Here is a 21,888-nt window from a genome sequence, read left to right as displayed (position 1 = left end):
AATCTTATTTTTCATGCCAGAAGACTGTTTTGATGGTTTTTGGGATTCTTAAACAGAAAAAAAGCGATTATGCAAATTCTGCACAATCGCTTTTAAAGCATTGGGTCGTTACTTCTACCTGCTATCAACTAATCGATGCCAATACTGGCGGCCGCGTTAATGGCGCCATTCTGTTTGTTTTGCACAAAACCTATTACTTCCCAGTCTTTCGCACTAAATTGTTCTGGGAGTGTAATATTGAATGTACCGGTTGATTGTCCTTTAAGCTTCATTGAGTAAAGATTACGAACGAGTTGAACATGCGACAACGTTTTGCCTTCATTTTCTCCTGCGCGAACACTGCTTGTTGCCTGGCGCTGTACAACAGCAAGTACCAATTGTTGATCGCTTACAATGCCAGAAAAGTTGTAGCTGACACTTAAACTGTCCTTGTGAAGGTACCCCTTTACACTGAGTGTGGCAGTGGTTGAGCCTTCTAAAGCGCTGCTAATTGCGCCTTCAATTGCTGTGCCTTCAGAACCAACGAATTCTTCCTTTCCATTAATGATCAGTTGTGGCGTATAGACTTCGCGGGTGAATTGTTTATTATACTGGTATTGCCTTGCTGTGAATTTTGCATCACTAAATGGATCTTTCCATCCAAGGCGATCCCAGTAGTCTACATGGTAAGCCAATATATAAATTGGTTTGCCCGCAACATGTTGCTGAATGTTGGCGAGTAATGCTTCTGCTGGCGGGCAACTGGAACATCCTTCTGAAGTAAATAGTTCAAGTACGGCAAAGCCATCGTTTTTCAAGGAAGCAGGTCGCTGCGTTTGCGCAGATGTATTATTGATAAGCACTGCTGTGATAAACGTAAGGGCCAATGAGGTACCGGCTACCATAAGTTTTACTGATTTCATTGTTGTGAATTTTAATAACCAAATTTATCAGCAGAGTACGCACCTGGCTAGTGAAAAGTCGTTCATGCGGGCATATTGAGCGCTCAAGCAGACAAGCAAAATGATGAACCGTCAATTAAACACATTGATTGGCGGTTCACGCTCCTAGCGGTTTTCCAGCCATGTAAGAAAGTTAGTTGACTTCTCTTTATTTACCAAGAGTTTTTCTGGAGTTTCAATGGAAAGCTTTACCAGCAGCTTGCGCAAAAAGTAGGGTTCTATTTCTTTAATGGCTTTAAAGTTGACAAGACACTGCCTGTTGAGCCTGTAAAATTGTTGCGCAGAAACAGCCTGTGTAATCTGATCCAGTGATTGAGTGATAGGATATTGTTGCTTATCGAAACACATGATCCAGGTGGCATCATGACGTATGCAGAAATAAGCAATATCGTCAACGTGCACCGTCTTATACTTTTGCTGCATGAATAACAGGAAGCTTGTTTTGCCGCTGGGAGCCTGTAGTTTGTTGAGCACTTCCTGTAAGTCGACCGTGTTTTTTTGCTGGAAAAAATTCTTCAGCTCATCTACTTTTTTAAAAGCACCTTGTATGTCTTCTTTAGAAAATGGTTTTAATACATAGTCAACGCCATTGCTCTTAAATGCTTTCAACGAATACTCATCATAAGCTGTGCAAAATACAACCGGGCAGGTTATGTCGACCGCTTTAAATATTTCAAAGCAAAGTCCATCTGCAAGCTGAACATCCATGAAAAGGAGATCCGGCATTGGACCATTGGAGAGCGCTGTTACGGACTCTTCAACACTCTGGTAGTGACCAATGATCTTTGCCTGTGGTTGTAGTTCCAGTATGATTTTTTCCAGTGATTGGGCGGTCTTGCGTTCGTCTTCAATTATGATGATGTTCATGGATCAATGGTAGTTTAACTAAAAAAGTTTTTTTATCATCGATAATATCGATAGGTGTATTTAACAGATGTTGATAGCGTAAATCAATGTTTTGAAGGCCTACACCAGTTGAATCGGTTCCGGATTTTAGTTGTACCTGATTAGCCACAATGATTCTTCCATCTTCTTCATACACCTTTATGTGCAAAGGCTTTTGCATAGATACAATATTGTGCTTAAGGCAGTTTTCAACAAGTAATTGTAAGGTAAATGGTGGGATCAATGAAGTCAATGCCTGGTTGCTCAATGTGCTTTCAAATGTAAAGCCTCTATCGAACCTGGCTTTTTGAAGAAACAAATAAGCATTGAGTATTTCCATTTCTTCGTGAACATGTATAAGATCCAGCTTGCGGCTCTCCAGCGTAAAACGATAAAAGTTCGAAAGTTTAAGAATAAAATCCACAGCTTCCTTATCATCATTTTCAACCATTGCTTTCAAGGTATTCAAACTGTTGAAAAGAAAGTGAGGATTCACCTGTTGTTTGAGTAATTCATATTGTGCGCTCAGGTTGTCGTTCTTAATGCGTTCCAGTTCCATGCTTACATGCTGGTTCTCGTAATTCTGTTGCACCAAATGGAGGAACATGTAACAAACAAGATTGATCAAAATTCCTCTTACTTCCACCATCAACATTACCGGGCCGAAATTGATGTGGGATAAAATAAGTTGTTGTATCCATGCGAGGCCAAGCATTACCACCAATCCGAAAAGCAAACTCTTTATGAGCTTTGTGTAAGAGATGCTTTGCTTGCGCGTATCTCCGGGTGGCTTTGAAAGCATGTAGAGATTAAAGTACCACATCAGTAAAGAAAAGGTAGCCGTTAGTGCCGCATTCACAGCGGCTTCTGCTGCATTAAAACGGTGTTCCGCAATTTGCGGTACGGAGGATAACAATCCCAGTACAATAGAACTTATCCAGATCGTTGCATTGGAAATGGTAAAATTGGTTGACTTCATCTAATGGGAAAATATTGTCGTAAACAAATGTATTGATTCTTATCAAACTATGGGAAAACGGATGGCCGGTGTGCAAGGATATCGATAATTCTTTCATCCCCACTCATCGGCTGTCCATTGGTGTTAAGAGGCGCTCTTCCCTGCACCAAGCTGTAGGTGAGTGATTTTGCATCCGAGCCTGTTGCGGTTAGGGTTTCAACACTTAGCATGGCACCGTTAATGTAACTGCCGTACCAATATTTATTATCCTCTTGTTTGAACATAACAAGTTTCAATATTTCGCCTGCAGCATGTGTTTGGTAACCACCGATAGCTGATTTTCTTGCGGCTGCATTTCCGTATAAGACTGACATTGTTTTTTGTTTGCGGTTCGCAAAGCTGGTGATAACTTTCAGATCACCTGCATCAAACATGGGTCTTGCACCCGCTTCATTTTTCAATGGAAGATTGAAGATGTAATCGTTGTTGTCCGCGATCTTGTGACAGTTGTAACATGTACTGTTAAACAAAGGCGTATGTCCGTAAGGAGTCAGTTGTATGCCGTTGAATTTGGCGAAGCCCCAGCCTTTGCTATCGGCAAACTGTGTGTTGTTTTTTGTCATGATCTGAATGCTGTTGAGTGACCCCGGTGTGATATCTCCGTTTTCACTTTCAATACTGTTCCACACGGCTTTGACAACAGTACTCCCTTCGGGAAACGGATGGGTATTGTTGTTGCGTATGGCTTTTACGGCAATGTCGTTTCCATAAAGAATACGTATGCTATGGTTGTCGAAGCGGTTGGTAGTACTGATGATTTGCCAGTTTTGAAAATCGGGAACATACGCAACCCCATTTGCGGCAACGGGTACTTTATTGTTTATGTTGCCTTGCACAAAATCGTGCAACTCTTTTTCTGCCTGGTTGATAACGGATGTGTCCTGGTACCTTGCGGGGCTCATATCTCTCGCATATTTCTGTAACACCTCAATATCCTGAGGGGATAAATTTGCCTTCGGATGCACGGCTGTGTATGAAGTCAATGGCATTTTTCCTGAAATAGCCATGTTCACTATTTCCCAAAAACGCCCCTGCTGATCTGCGGAATGTAAAGTATCCCATGTAGAAAAATTTAAGCGTTGTCTTGCTTCTTTCACATGAGCGTTTACAAACCATGATGCAGGAGCAATCTTGTCATACCAGCGAAGATTGGTTTCGTTGGAGTGACAATCATAACAGGCGCGTTGCAAAATGCTTACAACCTCAGCAGGAGCCTGCAACGGATGCACCACCGTCGGATTTGCAACAGGGCGCTGAACAAACTGCAAGGCGGTTATCAATACTGCAAGGATGACAACAATGCGAAACGGTTTGCTTATTTTTTGAAAAGAGAATGGTATGGTGCTATTTTTTGACCAAGTTAATATGCTTGTGCTGGCTTGTATTTGTCGATTCTTCCGAACCGGACATTTTGAACCGTGAACCGGACAAGGGTTATGATGGTAAATATTTGCCTGGGAGATTGGCACAAAAAAAGGAGAGCCTTTCTGCACTCTCCTTCTGTATTATGAACATCCTGCTAAAGCGGATGGTGTGTTTTTGCTGCTTCTTAAACGGCCAGACTTATCTGTACGTTGATGTTTCCTCGTGTGGCTTTTGAATAAGGGCAGGTTTCATGGGCCGCTTTCACTATTGTCTCAGCCTCGTCATAGGATAATCCAGGCAGACTCACATGCAGGCGGGCCTGTAAACAAAAACCGGTTTCATCGTTTGCAAGATCAACTTCAGCATCTATCGCCGTATCCGCGGGAACAGTGATGCCCAATCGCGGTGCGTTGACTTTAATGGCTCCAATAAAACAGGCTGACCATCCTGCGGCAAACAATTGCTCAGGGTTTGTGCCCGTCCCTGGTGTGCCCGGCGTCGAAAGCTTAATATCCAATCTGCCATCTGCGCTTTGGGCGCTTCCTTCACGACCGCCAATGATGTGCACGTTGCCGGTGTACAGCACCTTTTTTATTTCTCCGTGAACGTTGTTCGTAATTGCTCTTGTTTCCATTTTATTTGATTTATGTTGATGTTATTGAATAAAGATTATTTGGCAAGGCCATCTGCTTCCATAATAGCGTTGGCAAATGCTTCAGGTGCTTCCTGTGGAAGGTTATGCCCCGCACCCGCAATGATATGATGTACATGCCTGCCGGTAAATTTTTTCGCAAAGGCTGATCCATCACTTGCCGGAACCACGCCATCGGAATCTCCATCCAATGTAACGGTTGGAACACCGACGGTTGGTGATGTCGCCAATTTTTGTTCAATTGCATCATATTGTTTTTCTCCATTTTCCAGGCTCAGCCTCCAGCGATAATTGTGAATAACGATGGCTGCGTAATCAGGGTTTTTGAATGAAGCAGCTGAACGTTCGTAGGTTGCTTTATCAAAGTGCCATTTAGGTGAAATGTTTTTCCAGATCAACTCGCTAAAATCGAACCAATTGTTACTGTACCCTATTTTGCCTCTTTCTGTTGCGAAATAGTATTGGTACCACCAGCCCCATTCTGCTTTTGGCGGCAACGGTTGTTTGTTTTTTTCAAGATTATTGATGAGATAGCCGTTCACGGAAACCAATGCTTTGCAACGTTCGGGCCATAGTGCAGCGATAATATCAGCCGTTCTTGCACCCCAATCAAAGCCGCCGAGAATGGCACTCTTAATGCTCAACGCATCCATGAAGGCAATGATATCGCTTGCAACTGCGGCCTGTTGTCCGTTGCGAAAAGTTTTTGCATCAAGAAACGTCGTGGTGCCGTGTCCTCTCAGGTGTGGCACAAGCACATGGTACCCTTTTTCCGCAAGTATTGCAGATGTTTCCTCATAGCTGTGAATATCGTAGGGCCAGCCATGAAGTAAGATAACCGGTTGTCCGTTAGCAGGCCCAAGTTCTGCATATCCAATGTTTAGCACTCCGGCATTTATTTGATGAATGTTGTCGAAGTTGCTGGTATCACTCGGGTTACGCGTTGCTTGTTGATTAATTGAAGCCATTGCCAGCAATGAGTTCAGTGTTATTGCTGTTAGTATCATCATTTTCAAAATGCCGCCTCTGTTGAATGGTGTATTGCTATTCATGATCTCCTGATTTTGGTGGTTAAAAGGATTGTTCATTTTCATTTCGTAAAACTAGTTTCCGGAAGTCAGCAGTTGGAGGCATTTTATTGTGAAGTGGACAAATATGGGGTTGAAATAGACAGACAGTAAATGGCTACCTTATTTCGTGCTTGCTGTTTTTGTTAACCTTAAGAAAATAAAAAACCTCCGCTAACACTAACGGAGGCTATAAACCTTTTCTTGGTTTAACTAATATTTAAGTACTACAGTGATTCCACCTATTCTTTTCCATTGTTGATAAGTAACGATAGTGAAAGCATATTCGTGACAAATTCATTTTTGCTATCAGTACATCAATCCTTGTGACAACTAAATGCATGGAACAATCAATATCGTATTTGCCACTTCACGTTCACCATCATGGTCAAATTTTTTATTGTCAGAAGGATAATTTACTACCCCATTATCAGGCTCGCCTTTGATGTACATGGTAGAAGATCCGCCACCATCCAGGTTAAGCGCGGAAACACAACCGAGCCAGCGCATGACTTGCTGCAATTCGATAAGGTTCATACCCGCAGACTCTTCGAAGCGGCCGTCTACCACTACCAGCATGATGGAGCCGTCAGCCAATTTACCAACAGCGGTACGGGGATGTCGTTTTTGACTAAAGTCATCCTCAGGAATCGGCGTATTTTTTCCATCCAACAGCAACAGTGGTCCGGATGTCATTATATCATGAGATGTAACTGTATTTTCCCAATTAAAATTCAGCGTATCAGCTTTGAGTATGGCTACAGTAGTGTCTCCAATGGCAACGGAGCCCTGCTGATGTCTGCGGCGAGATGTTTGATTGGCCACGACCTTGTTTGGCGCAATCAAATGATCATCACTACGCAGGTAAGTACCAGCACGGTTATAGGCCAGCTTAGATGGTTCCATTTTGGGCACTCCGTTTAGTTCCGCGTGATTGTCGGGATCGGCGCCGCGCATTTTAAAAAATGATCCATTGACTCCCGCAAGCGCATTGTATCTCATCGCTTGTTGCGAGGTGGTTTCCAGCGAATCGGAATAACCAACTACCACGTGCACACTTTTTGAATGAGAAGGAACAACAAGCACGCTAATATTTTCATTTGCTCCAAAGAGCGCATGTTGTGTTACATGCGTCGTTTTCCAAAACACCTCTGCATTTATTTTTTTTATGGTCCATTGTGCATGGGCCAATGCAGTAGAATCAGTTTGTGCAAACAGCAGGATATTTGATAATAAAGCGCTTGATAATAGTAAATATTTTTTCATTGGTTTATTTTGTGAATATAGACTACAACTGGCTGGAAGTTTTTTTACTTAAAATATTTTTTTAGTATCCCTACAATTATCGGTTCAATTTTGTCAACAAAACGATAGAAGCCAAGGTCATTGGGATGAATACCATCTGTACTGCCTTCATGGTCATCTCCTAAAAAACCTTTGGTATCGATGTAATAAAAATCTGGTGTGTGTTGCTTTATTAAAGTGTGGGCAATGCTATCAATGGCAGCATTTTGGGCACGCACCATGTTGCCTACTTTGGTATCAATAAAGCCTGCTTCGCGGGTAATGCTGTTCACCATAATGATGGGTTTTCCCGGATGGGCGGTCCTTATCGCATTGATCATATTTAACGCCCTTTCTCTAACAACAACATCGGATGAGTTGGGAATGCAATCCAGTATATAAGCATCGGCTTGCAGATCATTGACCATATCAATTACAGCAGGTTCCATTTTTGCGCTGCCGCTAAGGCCAAGGTTCATAAAGTTCCAATTGGTCAATCGCGACAGTCTTGCCGGATAAGCTAAACCAGAACGGCTCGCAGATGCACCCTGCACAATGCTCGATCCATACACCAAAATCCTTTTTTGAAAAGGAAAAGGCATTGGCTTGATGGTGGCCATGCTGTCCACACCTATTTCCAGGTTACTTATTTCATCATATATCGGGAGATAAAGCAAACATTCTTTTTCGCCATCGGTCATGTTGTCCACTAACACGCTTTCGCTGCATTGGCCGTCGGGCCTGCCCACTCCTGCGAATTGCCATTTGCCCTCTTTTTTTACATAAAGATCCAGGCCTTTGTTTGCTATGGCAGTTAGGTTTGGATATGGCTTGCTCCCACTGTTGCACCATTTTGCAGATACCTTTTTACTGGTGGTGGTGAAGCAAACAACCTTACCTGCAGCCTGTGTCAGCAAGCGTTTTACCACTGCCGGCAACGCAGGATAGTTCACAGTATCTATCCGGTGATATGGATTTTGAGTGTGTGTTAACTCGCCGGCTATGTTAAGATCGGTGGCTTTTGTGTAAACGGGTTTGGATATTTGCGCATACGCATTGCTGTTAAATAACACGAACGCTACTGATAAAATTCTACATAATTTTTTCATGCTCCCAATTTTTTAAAATGGAACAAAAACAAGCAACAGGGCATAACTACTACCCTGTTGCCATAATGTTAGAGCCCGGTTTATTTCCAACCGGGATTTTGAAGAAGCTTTGGATTTAATGTAATATCCTCGGATGGTATGGGATACAGGTAATCTTTGTTTTCGTCAAATGTAATGGTAATGCCTTTCAGCGGAAAGAAGTTGCCTGATGTGCCATTGGTAAGTGCCTTCTGGGTCACGTTGACAACGCTAGATGTACCAGCTGGTGCACCGGACGCGTTTCCGTTATGCAGGTACACGTCGGTTTTACCATCGTTATTAAAATCAAACGAACCAAGGCTTGGAAAGTAGATGCCAACCATTGGTTGTTCAAGTTTTTTCCCTTCCTTCCAACGCATCAGGTCGTCCCAGCGCAAACCTTCATTAAACATTTCGATCCTGCGTTCGCGCCTGATCTCCAGTATAACACCTTTGTTAACACCTTTCTCTACATTCGGATATTGTGCCAACAGATAAGGATCCGGGTTGGCATTTGCGGCAGCCATATTCATATTCGGCATTCCGGCGCGGGCACGTAGAAGATTAACAGATTTGTCCAGGTCGGCCTGTGTTAATGTACCGAGCTCAGCTTTTGCTTCAGCGTAAACCAAGAGTGCCTCTGCGTACCTGAATAAAATGAAGTCTGAGTACCCACCATTGGAAACCCACTGATCACGTGTGGAAAGCGCTTTGATAACCCTGTAACCGGTAGTAGTGATGCTTAGGTTAACCGGTTCACGAGCGGTCTCGTTATAAGCTGCAAAGTCAGGCCCTGCCGTAGTTTGCGTCAAGCGCGGGTCACGGTTTTGCATTTCATCATAAAACTGTTTGGTTTGATAACCGGGAATGTCCGTATACCTTGTACCATCTTTCATCAGGTAGCTGTTGATCAGATCTTTTGGAATGCCATAGGCACCGCCGGTGGCCGACGTCATGAAATAGTTTACGCCATTCACCTGCACGATCTTACTGTAATCACGGGCAAGTATGGTTTCGGTAACATCCTGGTCCACTCTTGCAAACAAATTGCGGTAGGCAACACCTGCACCGCCTGCAGTGTACAATTTGTAAGCACCGGAATTCATCAATGTTTCGGCAGCAGATGCAGCCTCATTAAGCAGGGTTTCGTAGTTGCTCATGCCATGGTATTTGCGCCATGTACCTTCATACAGGCAAATGCGAGCCTTTAAAGCAAGTGCCGTGTAGCCGGTGATGGTGTTTAACTGAACAGTCTTGGGAATGTTGGCAATTGCATAATTAATATCAGCAAGAATTGTATCCATCACCAATGTTCGTGAATCCCTTGGTTTGTACAGGTCGGGATCATCAGCTGTCAACACTTTTGTGTAAAGGGGTACATCGCCAAAGGTTTTTACTTTGTCATAATAAAAATAGGCCCTGAAATAACGTGCTATGCCTCCATACTGTTTTTTTGCAGCCGTGTCGGGACACTTGCCATAATTTTCCAAAAAGTAATTGATGGATCGCAAGCTGGAAAAGGACCAGCCGCCTGTGTTTCGGGCTACCGGTGTAACCCGCGCACCTTTCACGCGATCTGTGATTTGCAGTGGCAATATGTTATCAGACGATGCATCATCTGTATACACCGTATAGATTGTTCCGTATGGCAATGGCACCTGGTCATAAAAGCCATTGGTATATACTTGCAGGTCCGTTGCGTTATTGAAAAATGCCTGCGCATCTATTTTATCGGGCGGGATTACGTCAAGGTAATCTTTTTTACAATTCATTGCGCTGAAGATTACTAAACCTGTCAACGCCATATATAATTTCTTCATTTTTTTATTGCTTAAAGGGTAATGCTTAAACCAAAAGAATACACTTTACCTAAAGGATACGATTCACCTGCACGGGCAACAGAACCTGATCCTGTGGCTACGTTCATCGGCGTAGAGTAATCAATACCTGAGCCTGCAGTTTCCGGATCGATGTACTTTGTCAAGTGACCGAAGCTCCACGTAAACAGGTTCTCTCCGCTGAAATAAACGCGCAGTTTTTGAATGCTTGCCCTTTGTGTAAGTTTTGCAGGAAGTGTGTAACCTATCGTGAGATTCTTTACCCTGAGATAACCAACATTGGTCAGATAATAATCATTGATCTCACCGAGCGAACGCAAAGATCCCAAGGAAGCATATCCACGCACAGCCTGAGGATACTTGTTGTTGGGGGTTTCTGGTGTCCATGCGTTCTCAATCAGATCCTTGCGGATGAAAGACAGGTAAGGTCTTTCGTACGGACCCCAGAAAATATTTCCGGTTGGATACCAATCCTGATGCATTACCCCTGCTGTTGCTATTATCAGGTCAACGTTTTTCCAATCGGCGATAAGATTAAAACCGAAAGGCAATTTTGGCATCACGTTGCCAATCTTTACAAGATCACCGTGGTCGGCCAAAGTATTCTTTCCTTTGTTAATGGCCCCGTCGCCGTTCACATCTACATACTTAATGTCACCCGCATGCAAACCCTTCCATTGAGCATTCTGCACAATGTTTATTTCATAATTATACACCTGGCCCAGAGAGGTCGCGGGATTAACAAAACTTGCCTGGTATGCTGCAGCGTCCTTGTCTGACTGGAATTGTCCATCGATATGGTATCCATAGATGTCACCCAGTTTTTGCCCTTCATAAAACGAACTCATCAAGCCACTTGCATTTGGATATTTGGTGATTTCGCCAACAAAGTTTGAGAGGTTCAAAGTTGTTTTAAGATGAAACGGTGAGTTCAACACATCAAAGCTGCCATTGTAACCCACTTGCAATTCAAAGCCACGATCGCGCAGGCTGGCAATATTCTCCTTAGGTTCAGATGCACCAAATACAGAAGGCAGTGGCTGGCCCGGCACATACATGCCCGAGATATTTTTCTCGTAGTAATCGAAACTGATATTGATATGATCGTTTAGCAAACCGATGTCTGCACCTACATCTACGGTTTTTGAGGTTTCCCAGGTTACAACACTTGGAAGCGGTGAAGGCGCGGTTACCTGGTTCATACGCACGGCGTTCAATGCCCAATAAGTTTGCCCCGTTGAGAGTATTTGGGAGAACGTGTACAGGTCAATATTCTGGTTGCCCAACTGACCATATGAACCGCGAAGTTTAAATGAACTGATGACGTTCTTCAGCGGTTTGAAAAAGTTTTCTTTGCTCACATACCAGCCCGCAGATACCGATGGAAAAAATCCATAGCGACTACTTTCCGGGAAACGTGATGACCCATCATAGCGGCCGTTTACTTCCAGTAAATATTTGTTTTGATAGTCGTAGTTGAACCTGCCGAAAAAGCCCCTGATTGCCCATACACTTCCCGAGCCGGTAGCTTGCAATAAATTGGTTCCGAGGTTAAGGCTGGAAAGGTTGCTTACCAACAGGTTGCCTTGCTGGGCAGTAACATTGTCGGATCGATAGTTTTCCTGGTTGTAGCCCAACAACAATTTAAAATGATGAGAATCGTGAAAAAGACTTTTGTTATAGGTACCATACACATTTAGTGCATTGTAATAATTGCGGTTACGCGCTTCGGCCAGCGAGTTCACTCCCACCGTTTGCAGATTGGCTCTTAAGGTGGTTAAATAAGTAATCGGATTTTCCCTTGTGGTAATGGCGGCATGGTTAACGGTATTGCTGTAATCGATATTAAAAACCAAGTCCTTTACCGGTGTTAACTTTCCGCTTATTGTATTTACAAATTGCTCTGTGTATGTTTTTTGAAAGCTGCTTTTATCGCCCAATGCCGCTACTTCGCCATAGCCGTTATAATCATAAGGGATACCGTTTATTTCGCTGGGCATGAAGGGAAACAAAAAGTAATAGGTATTGCCATTATAAATGCCGGTCGAGGTCACGTATCCCGCTTTGGAACCGCCATACTCTGTCATGTCAGCAGTGCTTACCTGTATGTTTTCTCCGATCTCGAGCCATTTGGTGGGTTTGAAATTTAAATTGCCTTTAATGTTGTACTTAATTAAGTTGGCATCAACATTGGCTTGTATGGTGCCCACTTTATAGGCACGGCCCGACAAATATCCCTGTATTTTATCATTTCCACCGGAAATAGAAAGATTGTGCGTTTGCGATGGTTGCCATTGGCGAAAAATCATGTCGTACCAGTTTGTCTTGCCAAAAAATTTGTAAGTACCGTCGGCTTGTTTTTCATTGAATGGCGCCAGCGTTCCTTCTGCTACCTGTTTTTCCTTTGCGTAATCGGCATCTGTATAATTCGTATAGGTGGTACCGTTATATCCTGATAGAAATGCATCTACAATTTTACCGTACTGATATGGATCTGAAATATAATCGGTGCGCACGATTGGAGTGGTGCGGCCAAAGTTGTTGGTATAATTCACTGCAAGATTGCCTGACTTGCCTTTTTTTGTAGTGATCAATATCACGCCAAATGCACCACGGGCACCGTAAATGGCAGCTGACGCAGCATCCTTCAGCACTGTTACTGTTTCTACATCCAAAGGATTAACACGTTCTATGTCACCTTGTATTCCATCAATCAGAATTAATGGAGACCCGCCGTTTACTGAATTAAATCCACGGATGTTGATGTCAGGTTTTTCCGATGGATTACCACTATTGGCCTGTATGTTCAGGCCCGGGATCAAACCCTGCAATGAATTGGTAATGCTTGGTGTTGCATGATAACCGATGTCTTCACCTGACACCTGTGAAACGGCACCTGTGAGGTTAACTTTTTTCTGGGTGCCGTAACCAACCACCACCACGCCGCTCAGGGCCTTTACATCTTCTTCCAGCACCACGCTGTTTATCCGTGAACTGTTTGCTGCTATCTTTTGGCTAACATAGCCTGTGTAAGAAATTACCAGTGTTTCATCATAGCTGATGTCTTTCATTTCAAACCTTCCGTTGGCATCGGTCACAACAGTTTTTTTGGCTTTTTGTGCAGTAACGTTTGCGCCTGCTAAAGGTGTGCCTTTGCTGTCGGTAACCTGTCCTTTCACGTCAATAAGAGCGACGGGTATTTCAGCTATTACCGGTAATTCCTTTTGCTGAAGCAAAATGGTTTTGTCGGCAATTTTATAGCTCAGCGGAAGGTTCCTGAAACACTCAGCCAGAGCGTCTTCAATTGTTGCGTTGCTGACATGGATATTTACCTTTTGTCTGACGTCCTTTGAGTCGTAAAAAAATACATAGCCGGATTGTAATTCAATAGCCTGGATCACTTTTTTTAACGGCGCATTGGTTTCGTTCAGCGTTATGCGCTGACCGAGGCCCTTTGCACTGACCTGCAGGAATGTGATTAAAAGCAAAAACGTGGTTAGTTTCATCACCAGCAATAATTTTGGAGGCAGCCATACCCTGGGCACGGCTTTAGAAAAAACATGAAATTTCATTACTTTTGTAAAGTTTGAGTTTATGACATTGAATAGTTCGCCAATTATTTAGGTCCACTCAAATGTTGCCGTAGATGTGCTTCGACTCACTTCTGCGGTTTTTTTTTGAGCAACCCGCCACATTATGGATATCGTGGTAGATATTTTTTCATGTCTTTATGGATTGTGTTTAATTTGTTTTTTGCATGCTGTTATGGCATCACAATTATCGTACGGTCCTCAATTCTAAAATGGATCTGTTTATAGTTTAAAATGTCTGATACTTTCAAAGCACTTGTGTTACGATAAATTTTTCCGGAAAAAGAACGCTGTGGTATATTGCCCTCATAGCGCACCTCTACATCGTACCAGCGGGCAAATTGACGCATTACTGTTTCAATACTCGCATCATTAAATTTAAACAAGTCATGGTGCCATGCGATGGCTTCTTCCATATCTGCATCCTGATTAATTGCTATGGACTGGTTGGATTGTGTAACCGCCTGCTGGCCAGGCTTTAACGTTACATTGCCGGTTGAATTGGATACCCTCACGCTACCTTCCAGCAATGTTGTTTTAATAACTGGTTCATCGGAATAAGCGTTTATATTGAAGTGTGTACCGAGGTCATCTATCACTTGTCCGGCTACACGTACACGAAATGGTTGCGCAGCATTGTGCACCACTTCAAAGTAAGCTTCCCCCGTTATCTCTACCTCGCGGTTGCGCCCGGTAAATGCCAATGGATAGGTAATGGACGAAGCTGCGTTCAGCCATACTTTTGTACCATCTGAAAGCGTAAGGTCGTACTTGCCGCCGCGGGGAGTTTTAAGGGTATTGTAAGCAACCTCTTTCGCTTTTTCATTTTTCTCTGGCCGATAAACGACTTTGCCATCGGCAGTTTTAGCAATCACTACATTGGCATCTTTAGCTACGTTGCCATTTTGCGCATTACTAAGGTTGATTTGCTGTCCGCGGGATAGAATAAGGATCGCTTTGTTACCACCCGGAGCGATATCGGCCGGGGGCACCTGTTTCGCAACAACAGGAGGAACGTTAGATGGGCGATGTGCAATAAAATAACTTGCAAGGCCAACAATAAACAAAACTGACGCAGCGACAGCTATCCGTGGCCAAAGCCTGCGGAACTTATGGTTCGGGATGCTTACACCGCCATCGTTCTGTTTGTTTATTTCACTGCGAATATGGCCAAAAGCCTTGTCAGTTAAAGCTTGCAGATGTATGTCATTCCCGATATGTTCAGGCTGATCTAATTCGTAAAGGATCAGTTGACGTAAATACACTTCACTACCGGTATCAAAGTGGCGGACAAGCGTTTCCACTTCATCTGCAGTGCAGCGGTTTTCGAGGTATTTTCTAAAAAGTTCTTTAAGCTGAAGATTTTCCAAACTGAGCGCTTTTCATGCTATTACGAATGAAGCGCTACAGACATATGCTCTACCGAAAAATATTTTTAAGATTTAATGCAATGCTGCAAACTGGCCATTACCAGCGCCAGGAATACAAGGTCGGCGGAGTTGAAATATTTTCTAATGGCACGACCGGCTTTTACCATGTGATCGTTTACCGTGCCTAAAGAAATGCCCAGTAATTCGGCGGTTTCCTGGTAGCTTTTCCCTTCAATTTTACAGAGAATAAAAATCTTTTGACGCTGTGGCGGAAGTGAACTGATGGCTTGTTTCAGCAAGGATTGCTGCTCTTTAAAATCAATGGTTTCTTCAGTAGAATTGCACAATTCGGCTGCAGCAGCCTGCAAATGCGCCAGTAACTTTTTATCGTGGGCGGCGCGTCTGAACAGGTCCGTGATCTTGTTTTCGGCTATGCGAAACAAATAAGACCTGAAGGATTGATCAGGATCAAGCGTTTCTCTTTTTTCCCAAATCTTTAAAAAGATGTCCTGCAAAAGCTCGACTGCAATATCCTCATGTTTAACCAGTCGGATGAGTTTTTTTAGAATGCGAAGCTTATACAGATCGTACAATTTTTCGAACGCACGCTCATCCCCCGCCTGTAACAGTCGAACCAGATCTTTTTCTTCCTGTATAGCAGTCGGGCTTTGGTAATACATGCAAAATGGTAGTTAACGGATAAATTCTTCTCCTAAAACTAAAAACAATTTGCGAATGCAATGCACAGGAAACAATTATTTAATTTATTTCTCCGGCTTTCTGAATCCGAAAGATTTCGGAATGATTAACTATATAGTCAGGCTGTCTTTTTTTTCATCATTAAGAGTTCCGGTGTCCCCGTGTTATTTGGGATGTGACCAGTGGATTCAACTTGCTGGTCAGATATCCCAAATGTGGTGACCTGGTTGCTGGGTACGCATTTGCAGGTAAACAAACCAGTCACCCGGTTTATTGAGCGCTCTCAAAAAAGGAAACCTTCAATCTGTCACATTAGTTGTCGATAATAAAGAAATCAAATATTTTATCGAAGCCAATCCACAATTCAACACAATCAATGTCTACAACGATAATATGCAAAGGGTAAGTGACAAGCAGGAAAATCGAGAATCGAAATCCGTTTCTCAAAAAGAATGTGTAAAACAATCACCAACGGAGGAAGCAGAAACGATAAACAAAAAGAATTCTAAAAACACGGATAAACTATTTAGCCGGCGTTACAAACTGAGTTATAGCAATGACGTCCTCTGCAGAACTTGAAAGCATTCGCTATAAAAAGATTGCTTCGCAACAGGATATAGAAGCACCCATGCTTTCCACGGAGCCTGATTATGCAAAAAAACACATACTGATAGTAGGTGACAATGAAGAGCCGCGAACGTTTCTGCATGCATGCCTGAGCGATCGGTATCGAATATCTCTCGCAGAAAATGGTGAACAGGCTTTGAAAAAGCAAAGGAAGAAATGCCTGACCCTATCATCAGCGATGTGATGATGCCAGTAATGAACGGCATTGATTTTGCAAGAACGTGAAAGAAGATATTAACACGAGCCACATTCCTTTTATTTTGCTTACCGCAAAGGATGCATTTCAAAGCAAGCTGGATGGCCTCAGCGGCGGAGCAGATCACTATTTTAGCAAACCGGTAAGTATAGAATTATTGCAATTGACCATCAAAAACATTTTTGCGCAGCGACAAATAATAAAGGATCGTTTTTCCCATGATTATAAAGTGGAAGTAAAGGAACTTGTACACTCAACGAAAGATAAGGAGTTTATGGACAATTTGCTTCAAATGGTGAAAGAGCAAATGGAAAACACAGATTTAAACGTGGATTTCATCTGTCAGAAAATAGGCATGAGCAAAACAAAACTCTATAAAAAATTAAAAGACATCACGGGCCAAACAATCAACGAATTCGTAAGATCGTTCCGCCTTAAACAAGCTGTGGAAATAATGGTGCATGAAGACGTTTCAATTACGGAAGTGATGTTCAGGGTGGGTATACAATCCAATTCTTATTTTACAACCATCTTTAAAAAAGAATACAATAAAACACCTTCACAACCATTTGGCTGGATAATGTAACAGATGAAGAATATCGTCGGAAATAATTCTTTGGACTAAAGGACTCAAAACGATCAGTGTACACCACAAACACACTTGCATCCTTGAGTCCGGTATGGCTTTCTAAGATTAAGCAAAGCCGTTTCCAGGTATTCGTTTTTTCTTACTAACGGAGCAACTATATATGGTGGTCCGGAAAAATTGTCTTGCATCTGCGTATCGCGTCGTCAAACGTGACCGTAACATTCGCTTTACCAATTTTAAACAGCAAACGGGCATTTTTAAGCGCCTCCATAACCTGCTCGCTTTTCACTTCGGAAAGTATAATTTTTGTGCCTCTGTGCGTAGCTTCTTTATAAAATTCTTCAATGGCTTTTAGCCCGGTAGCATCAATCATGGGCACCTGCCTCATTCGAATGATCAGTATTTTTGGTGGACTTTCAACCAGCTTCATTGCATCTTTGAATTTGTAAACAGCACCGAAAAATAAAGGCCCCCTAATTTCAAAAACTTCCACGTGCTTGTTAATGGCAATTCCTTCCACTTCATCAACCGACAGGGTATAATCCGGTATAGATGTTTTGGCAGTCAGCCATTTCACATTGGTTAACTGGATCATCGTACGCATAAAAAGAAATCCGGCCAGCACCATGCCGATTTCAATAGCCACTGAAAGATCTACCAGTGTTGTTAAAACAAAGGTGATCAAAAGTACGGCTGCATCCTTGCGACTGCCTTTTAACATGGATACGAATGTTTCCCATTCGCTCATGTTGTAGGCCACGATGATCAAAATGCCCGCAAGTGTTGCCATAGGAATATAAGTCACGAGTTTGCCGGCAAAAAGGATGATGACTAGCAGGGTGATCGCGTGCATCAAACCGGCAACAGGGGTTCGTCCGCCGTTTTTGATGTTGGTAGCTGTCCTGGCGATGGCGCCCGTTGCAGGGATGCCACCAAAAAGAGACGAAAAAATATTCGCTGTTCCCTGTGCAATCAGTTCCGTGTTGGAATCATGCTCATCGCCCGTCATGCCATCCGCCACCACTGCAGACAATAATGATTCAATCGCACCGAGCAACGCAATCGTAAATGCAGGTTGAATAAGTTTTTGGATGGAGGCAAAATTTAATCCGGGCTTTGACAACGAAGGGAACCCATAAGAGATTGCTCCGAATCGATCACCGATGGTTTCAACCGGTAAATGAAGTACATGAACCAGCCAGGCGGTTGCTGAAATAGCAATCAGCGAACCGGGAAACTTTCGTGTAATAGTGGGCCATAGAAGGCCTACCGCAATCGTAAACAGTGTAACGCCAAGGGCATACCAGTTTACTTTGTTGATGTGGTGCCAGTAACTTTGCCATTTGCCGCTGAAATCGGCAGGAAGATTGGTAATCGGCAATCCAAACGCGTCTTTGAATTGCGATGAAAAAATGATCAGGGCAATGCCACTGGTAAAGCCTATGATTAGAGGGTACGGGATAAACTTAATAATGGAACCCAGTTTGCTGAAACCCATTATGATCAACATGCAGCCTGCCATAAATGTAGCAGCAATTAAACCAGCCAGGCCATGTACCTGGACGATGCCGTACACAATCACGATAAAAGCCCCGGTTGGACCACCGATTTGTACACGGCTTCCTCCCAGGGCAGAAATAATAAACCCGGCAATAACGGCTGTAAACAATCCTTTTTCGGGTGAAACACCCGATGCAATGGCAAATGCAACGGCTAAGGGTAGCGCTACAATACCAACAATTACTCCAGCCATTAAATCCCGTCCAAACTGGCGGAAAGAATACTGTCGTAATATGTCAAATAGCTTGGGATTAAACATTTCTCATGGAATTGGATGTTGTATCGGAAGCACCTTGTTTCCATCTGTACAGGATAACTTTTGCCATCGCAATATTGCTCCATTGCTGTGGGTTTTTATTCATTGGACTGAACCAGGACAACTGAAGGTTAACCCTGTCTACAAAACTGTGTATAATAGTAGCGTTCACTCCGCGTTGTTCTAAGACTTTTATTGATGCAGTAATTAAACCCTGCACTTCTTCCTGGGAAGAAGCTTGTAAAATATTGTTGATTACTGCTGTTTTGTACTGATCAGGCAAACCTTCCATGATAATTAATTTGTTGTTATTTGCAGTTAGCTCTTTATTCATACACTCCCCCTGTCTGTCCTCCCTTATCAAATTGCCACCTCTTCACCTTTTTTAAATTGCTTACTGTTTCACCCAGAATTTTAAAGTGTTGTCAAACTGGGATAACACCAAACAATAGTCTTCAGGTATTTCATCTTCCAGGCTGTGATAGGTTACGAGCCTTGTGCCGCGCGGCTTTTGATCCAGCTCTTTGTAGAGATAGCGGGCATAATAGCTATAGAGTTCGCTTGAAAGATCAATGGTGTCATCTATTTTTCGGACACCAAAAAGATTTTCATAAAAAGAGTTGAAGAAATAGAAATGATCGTAATGGGCGAAGTTCAACTGGGTGAAGTTACCATGCATAAATACGGCGTTCTCAATGCAGAGCGTATCCTTCACTGACTCTGCATGATCAACAAGTGATTTTCGTTGCTCTATCCCGTAAAATGTCACCTGCGGATAATAATGTCCTGCTACGAGGCAGAATTTGCCGACACCACTCCCAATATCCAATATTTTTATTTGCTTATCCTGCGCCAAAAAATCGGCCGACTTCCTGGCAACATCCACCGGCGTCCAGTGAAAGCGGGCCAACGATTGCACGGGTGGCACATACAGTTCGTTAAAAGCTTTATCATGGGTAAAAAGATAGTCGCGCAAAAAAACATTTTCTTCCTGCAGTTGCGCCAGCTGTTGTTGATAGGGCATTTTATTTCGCGTATTTATTATTGTTCATCTGGTATTGTTTGGGAAGCAAAAGATCCGTCCGGTCATGCGGCTTCCATTCATGATCTTTCGTGTAATAAAGGTCCCTGGACGTCTTCTATGCATTTTGCAAAGTTATTTCTATGCGTTTTTCGCTCCGGTAAACCTTAACTGTCCAAAAAGTGATATTTATCAATTTTATTTAGCTCTACATTTGCTTTAATATGAGTATCAAAGGCATCTTTCCAATTGACAAATGGGACTTTAAAAGCAGGTCAGTACTGGCAGGTTTACCGGATGGTGACCTGGAGATGTTAATGGCCAATCAAACAGAAAAAGTATACAAACTCTCGGAGGTTATTTTTTGGGAAGGCGCTTATCCTTCGGGAATATTTTACATAAAAGAAGGTAAGGTAAAAAAATACAAACTGGATAAAGATGGACGTGAACACATTATTTACGTTGCCAATGCAGGTGAGTTGCTCGGCTATCATGCCATTCTTTCGGAAGACCGTTATCCCGATTCCGCAGCCGCATTGGAAGAAACCAGGATTGCATTTATTCCCAAAGAAGACTTCCTTAAAACATTGCAACACTCAGGTGTTTTGAATGGCAGATTATTAAAAAATCTTAGTCATGAATTTGCTGTGTTGGCAAACAGCTTATCGATGTTTGCTAAAAGTTCTGTCAGGGAAAGACTCGCATTGCAATTGATCATTTTACGGGAAAAATACAAAGTCAATTTTCAGCCGGGAATGCCTGTAGCAATCAACATGAGTCGCGATGACCTTGCAAGCCTTGTGGGTACCGCCAGGGAAAATGTAGTTCGCCTGTTGTCGGACCTTAAAGAAGAAAAAATAGTAGAAACGAAAGGGCGGACCATTACTGTACTTGATGTGCAAAAGCTTATCAAGATTGCAGGTTATAAGTAGTGAGGGTTACAACAAATAATCATTCCCCTCCCATTTCCATAATAACCCGTGCACAATTTTCTTCTTTTGTTATCCGCTTCTTTTGCTATCCTATTGCAACGTTATTGGCTTGCTTCGTGGATGCAAGATTTGAAACCAGCCTACACTCCCGCTTTTTGTGGGGACTAAGCCGGCGCACAAACCTTCGCTGAAGGTGTGGTAATAAAGGGAGGGTGTTAGATATCAAGGCTGCAACAATGATATAAGCTTTTTAGTGGTAGATGATTGATCAATTAAATTGTTTGTGTATTGGTTCGCTGTTCGCGAATGGCGAACAAACTCAATTTTAAAACAAGAACTGGCCTGTCAATTAGCGGTCAGTGAAACGGATACGTTTTACCAGGTCTTTGAAGTAATGGCTGATCCTGCAAGTGTCATACTTGAATGAGATTAATAAACCAACTGCATAAGCCATATTTCACTACCCTCCTCTCTCTGGGCAACCATTATAGATACCCTGTCATCTTGATAGGCACCAATGCTATAAATCCAACACAATGGACATCCTAATGTTATTATTCATTGTCGCTGCAATATTCATTGTTGCGCTCGACAAGTTAACTCGGCTTTCGCGATCCGAATCCAAGCCCCTAAGTCGTCGCGACTATTACAGGAATGTATACCTCAAGTCGGAAGCCTGGAAGCGTAAGCGCTTTGTAGTACTCAGACGAGACAACTGGACCTGTGTATATTGCGGGGCCCGGGCGACCCAGGTCCACCACCTGCGATATGCCAAGATCAATATCGGCAAAGAACCGATTGAATGGCTTGTTTCCGTGTGCAGACCTTGCCATGAACGGCAACATCAATAATCCTGCAATTGGCATTCAAA

At 42.9% G+C, this 21,888-nt stretch carries 19 protein-coding genes; 3 read left to right on the top strand and 16 right to left on the bottom strand.

Features of this window, described 5'->3' with window-relative positions:
• Positions 1 to 128: 128 nt before the first annotated feature.
• The 12 genes from QJ048_RS06730 to QJ048_RS06675 form a co-directional block, all read right to left on the bottom strand.
• Positions 129 to 902 (bottom strand): DUF1223 domain-containing protein, encoded by a 774-nt coding sequence (locus QJ048_RS06730; RefSeq protein WP_282333574.1) that lies wholly within the window; start codon positions 900 to 902, stop codon positions 129 to 131.
• A 144-nt stretch (positions 903 to 1,046) separates the two neighbouring features.
• Positions 1,047 to 1,808 (bottom strand): LytR/AlgR family response regulator transcription factor, encoded by a 762-nt coding sequence (locus tag QJ048_RS06725; RefSeq protein WP_282333573.1) that lies wholly within the window; start codon positions 1,806 to 1,808, stop codon positions 1,047 to 1,049.
• The gene (locus QJ048_RS06720) at positions 1,789 to 2,805 is read right to left on the bottom strand and encodes a sensor histidine kinase (protein WP_282333572.1); all 1,017 of its coding nucleotides are present in this window, start codon (positions 2,803 to 2,805) and stop codon (positions 1,789 to 1,791) included. The genes QJ048_RS06725 and QJ048_RS06720 overlap by 20 nt, the downstream gene beginning before the upstream one ends.
• Positions 2,806 to 2,852: 47 nt before the next feature.
• Positions 2,853 to 4,337 carry a heme-binding domain-containing protein gene (locus QJ048_RS06715; RefSeq protein WP_282333571.1) on the bottom strand — a complete coding sequence of 495 codons (1,485 nt, stop codon included), beginning with the start codon at positions 4,335 to 4,337 and terminating at the stop codon, positions 2,853 to 2,855.
• A gap of 56 nt (positions 4,338 to 4,393) precedes the next feature.
• The gene (locus QJ048_RS06710) at positions 4,394 to 4,843 is read right to left on the bottom strand and encodes an organic hydroperoxide resistance protein (RefSeq protein ID WP_282333570.1); all 450 of its coding nucleotides are present in this window, start codon (positions 4,841 to 4,843) and stop codon (positions 4,394 to 4,396) included.
• A gap of 35 nt (positions 4,844 to 4,878) precedes the next feature.
• The gene (locus QJ048_RS06705; RefSeq protein WP_282333569.1) at positions 4,879 to 5,913 is read right to left on the bottom strand and encodes an alpha/beta fold hydrolase; all 1,035 of its coding nucleotides are present in this window, start codon (positions 5,911 to 5,913) and stop codon (positions 4,879 to 4,881) included.
• Positions 5,914 to 6,261: 348 nt separating this feature from the next.
• Complete coding sequence (locus QJ048_RS06700; RefSeq protein WP_282333568.1) at positions 6,262 to 7,194, bottom strand: phosphodiester glycosidase family protein; 933 nt, start codon at positions 7,192 to 7,194, stop codon at positions 6,262 to 6,264.
• Between the two features lie 44 nt (positions 7,195 to 7,238).
• Complete coding sequence (locus tag QJ048_RS06695; RefSeq protein WP_282333567.1) at positions 7,239 to 8,321, bottom strand: SGNH/GDSL hydrolase family protein; 1,083 nt, start codon at positions 8,319 to 8,321, stop codon at positions 7,239 to 7,241.
• An 80-nt stretch (positions 8,322 to 8,401) separates the two neighbouring features.
• Complete coding sequence (locus tag QJ048_RS06690; RefSeq protein ID WP_282333566.1) at positions 8,402 to 10,159, bottom strand: RagB/SusD family nutrient uptake outer membrane protein; 1,758 nt, start codon at positions 10,157 to 10,159, stop codon at positions 8,402 to 8,404.
• 11 nt (positions 10,160 to 10,170) lie between these two features.
• Entirely contained in the window at positions 10,171 to 13,749 is a 3,579-nt protein-coding gene (locus tag QJ048_RS06685) for a TonB-dependent receptor (protein WP_282333564.1), read from the bottom strand.
• Positions 13,750 to 13,940: 191 nt separating this feature from the next.
• Positions 13,941 to 15,137, bottom strand: a complete 1,197-nt coding sequence (locus tag QJ048_RS06680) for a FecR family protein (RefSeq protein WP_282333563.1) — start codon at positions 15,135 to 15,137, stop codon at positions 13,941 to 13,943.
• Positions 15,138 to 15,202: 65 nt separating this feature from the next.
• Positions 15,203 to 15,817 (bottom strand): RNA polymerase sigma factor, encoded by a 615-nt coding sequence (locus tag QJ048_RS06675; RefSeq protein ID WP_282333562.1) that lies wholly within the window; start codon positions 15,815 to 15,817, stop codon positions 15,203 to 15,205.
• 575 nt (positions 15,818 to 16,392) lie between these two features.
• Here QJ048_RS06675 and QJ048_RS06670 point away from each other — a divergent pair.
• Positions 16,393 to 16,647: a response regulator gene (locus QJ048_RS06670; protein WP_282333561.1), complete on the top strand. Its 255-nt coding sequence runs from the start codon at positions 16,393 to 16,395 to the stop codon at positions 16,645 to 16,647.
• A 37-nt stretch (positions 16,648 to 16,684) separates the two neighbouring features.
• Positions 16,685 to 17,245 (top strand): helix-turn-helix domain-containing protein, encoded by a 561-nt coding sequence (locus tag QJ048_RS06665; RefSeq protein WP_282333560.1) that lies wholly within the window; start codon positions 16,685 to 16,687, stop codon positions 17,243 to 17,245.
• A 157-nt stretch (positions 17,246 to 17,402) separates the two neighbouring features.
• On the opposite strand, the gene QJ048_RS06660 is transcribed toward QJ048_RS06665, so the two are convergent.
• The 3 genes from QJ048_RS06660 to QJ048_RS06650 are packed head-to-tail and all read right to left on the bottom strand — an operon-like array spanning position 17,403 to position 20,088.
• Positions 17,403 to 19,067: a SulP family inorganic anion transporter gene (locus tag QJ048_RS06660; RefSeq protein WP_282333559.1), complete on the bottom strand. Its 1,665-nt coding sequence runs from the start codon at positions 19,065 to 19,067 to the stop codon at positions 17,403 to 17,405.
• Complete coding sequence (locus QJ048_RS06655) at positions 19,060 to 19,398, bottom strand: hypothetical protein (RefSeq protein WP_282333558.1); 339 nt, start codon at positions 19,396 to 19,398, stop codon at positions 19,060 to 19,062. The genes QJ048_RS06660 and QJ048_RS06655 overlap by 8 nt, the downstream gene beginning before the upstream one ends.
• Positions 19,399 to 19,458: 60 nt before the next feature.
• Entirely contained in the window at positions 19,459 to 20,088 is a 630-nt protein-coding gene (locus tag QJ048_RS06650; protein WP_282333557.1) for a methyltransferase domain-containing protein, read from the bottom strand.
• A 221-nt stretch (positions 20,089 to 20,309) separates the two neighbouring features.
• On the opposite strand from QJ048_RS06650, the gene QJ048_RS06645 reads away from it, so the two are divergent.
• A complete protein-coding gene (locus QJ048_RS06645; RefSeq protein ID WP_282333556.1) occupies positions 20,310 to 21,017 on the top strand; it encodes a Crp/Fnr family transcriptional regulator in 708 nt (235 codons plus the stop codon).
• Positions 21,018 to 21,646: 629 nt separating this feature from the next.
• On the opposite strand, the gene QJ048_RS06640 is transcribed toward QJ048_RS06645, so the two are convergent.
• Positions 21,647 to 21,883: a hypothetical protein gene (locus tag QJ048_RS06640; protein WP_282333555.1), complete on the bottom strand. Its 237-nt coding sequence runs from the start codon at positions 21,881 to 21,883 to the stop codon at positions 21,647 to 21,649.
• Positions 21,884 to 21,888 lie beyond the last annotated feature (5 nt).

This window comes from Pinibacter soli (assembly GCF_029961145.1).
Classification (GTDB): Bacteria; Bacteroidota; Bacteroidia; order Chitinophagales; family Chitinophagaceae; genus Pinibacter; species Pinibacter soli.
Note: the sequence above shows the minus strand (reverse complement) of the source record. Positions and strands in the feature narration are given on the sequence as shown.

Bases quoted from the DNA above. Each gene is read 5' to 3' on its own strand.
- QJ048_RS06690 (WP_282333566.1), bottom strand. From the start codon at position 10,159: ATGAAGAAATTATATATGGCGTTGACAGGTTTAGTAATCTTCAGCGCA.
- QJ048_RS06670 (WP_282333561.1), top strand. From the start codon at position 16,393: ATGACGTCCTCTGCAGAACTTGAAAGCATTCGCTATAAAAAGATTGCT.
- QJ048_RS06725 (WP_282333573.1), bottom strand. From the start codon at position 1,808: ATGAACATCATCATAATTGAAGACGAACGCAAGACCGCCCAATCACTG.
- QJ048_RS06685 (WP_282333564.1), bottom strand. From the start codon at position 13,749: ATGAAATTTCATGTTTTTTCTAAAGCCGTGCCCAGGGTATGGCTGCCT.
- QJ048_RS06660 (WP_282333559.1), bottom strand. From the start codon at position 19,067: ATGTTTAATCCCAAGCTATTTGACATATTACGACAGTATTCTTTCCGC.
- QJ048_RS06645 (WP_282333556.1), top strand. From the start codon at position 20,310: ATGAGTATCAAAGGCATCTTTCCAATTGACAAATGGGACTTTAAAAGC.
- QJ048_RS06650 (WP_282333557.1), bottom strand. From the start codon at position 20,088: ATGCCCTATCAACAACAGCTGGCGCAACTGCAGGAAGAAAATGTTTTT.
- QJ048_RS06705 (WP_282333569.1), bottom strand. From the start codon at position 5,913: ATGAATAGCAATACACCATTCAACAGAGGCGGCATTTTGAAAATGATG.
- QJ048_RS06720 (WP_282333572.1), bottom strand. From the start codon at position 2,805: ATGAAGTCAACCAATTTTACCATTTCCAATGCAACGATCTGGATAAGT.
- QJ048_RS06710 (WP_282333570.1), bottom strand. From the start codon at position 4,843: ATGGAAACAAGAGCAATTACGAACAACGTTCACGGAGAAATAAAAAAG.
- QJ048_RS06640 (WP_282333555.1), bottom strand. From the start codon at position 21,883: ATGCCAATTGCAGGATTATTGATGTTGCCGTTCATGGCAAGGTCTGCA.
- QJ048_RS06655 (WP_282333558.1), bottom strand. From the start codon at position 19,398: ATGAATAAAGAGCTAACTGCAAATAACAACAAATTAATTATCATGGAA.
- QJ048_RS06730 (WP_282333574.1), bottom strand. From the start codon at position 902: ATGAAATCAGTAAAACTTATGGTAGCCGGTACCTCATTGGCCCTTACG.
- QJ048_RS06695 (WP_282333567.1), bottom strand. From the start codon at position 8,321: ATGAAAAAATTATGTAGAATTTTATCAGTAGCGTTCGTGTTATTTAAC.
- QJ048_RS06700 (WP_282333568.1), bottom strand. From the start codon at position 7,194: ATGAAAAAATATTTACTATTATCAAGCGCTTTATTATCAAATATCCTG.
- QJ048_RS06675 (WP_282333562.1), bottom strand. From the start codon at position 15,817: ATGTATTACCAAAGCCCGACTGCTATACAGGAAGAAAAAGATCTGGTT.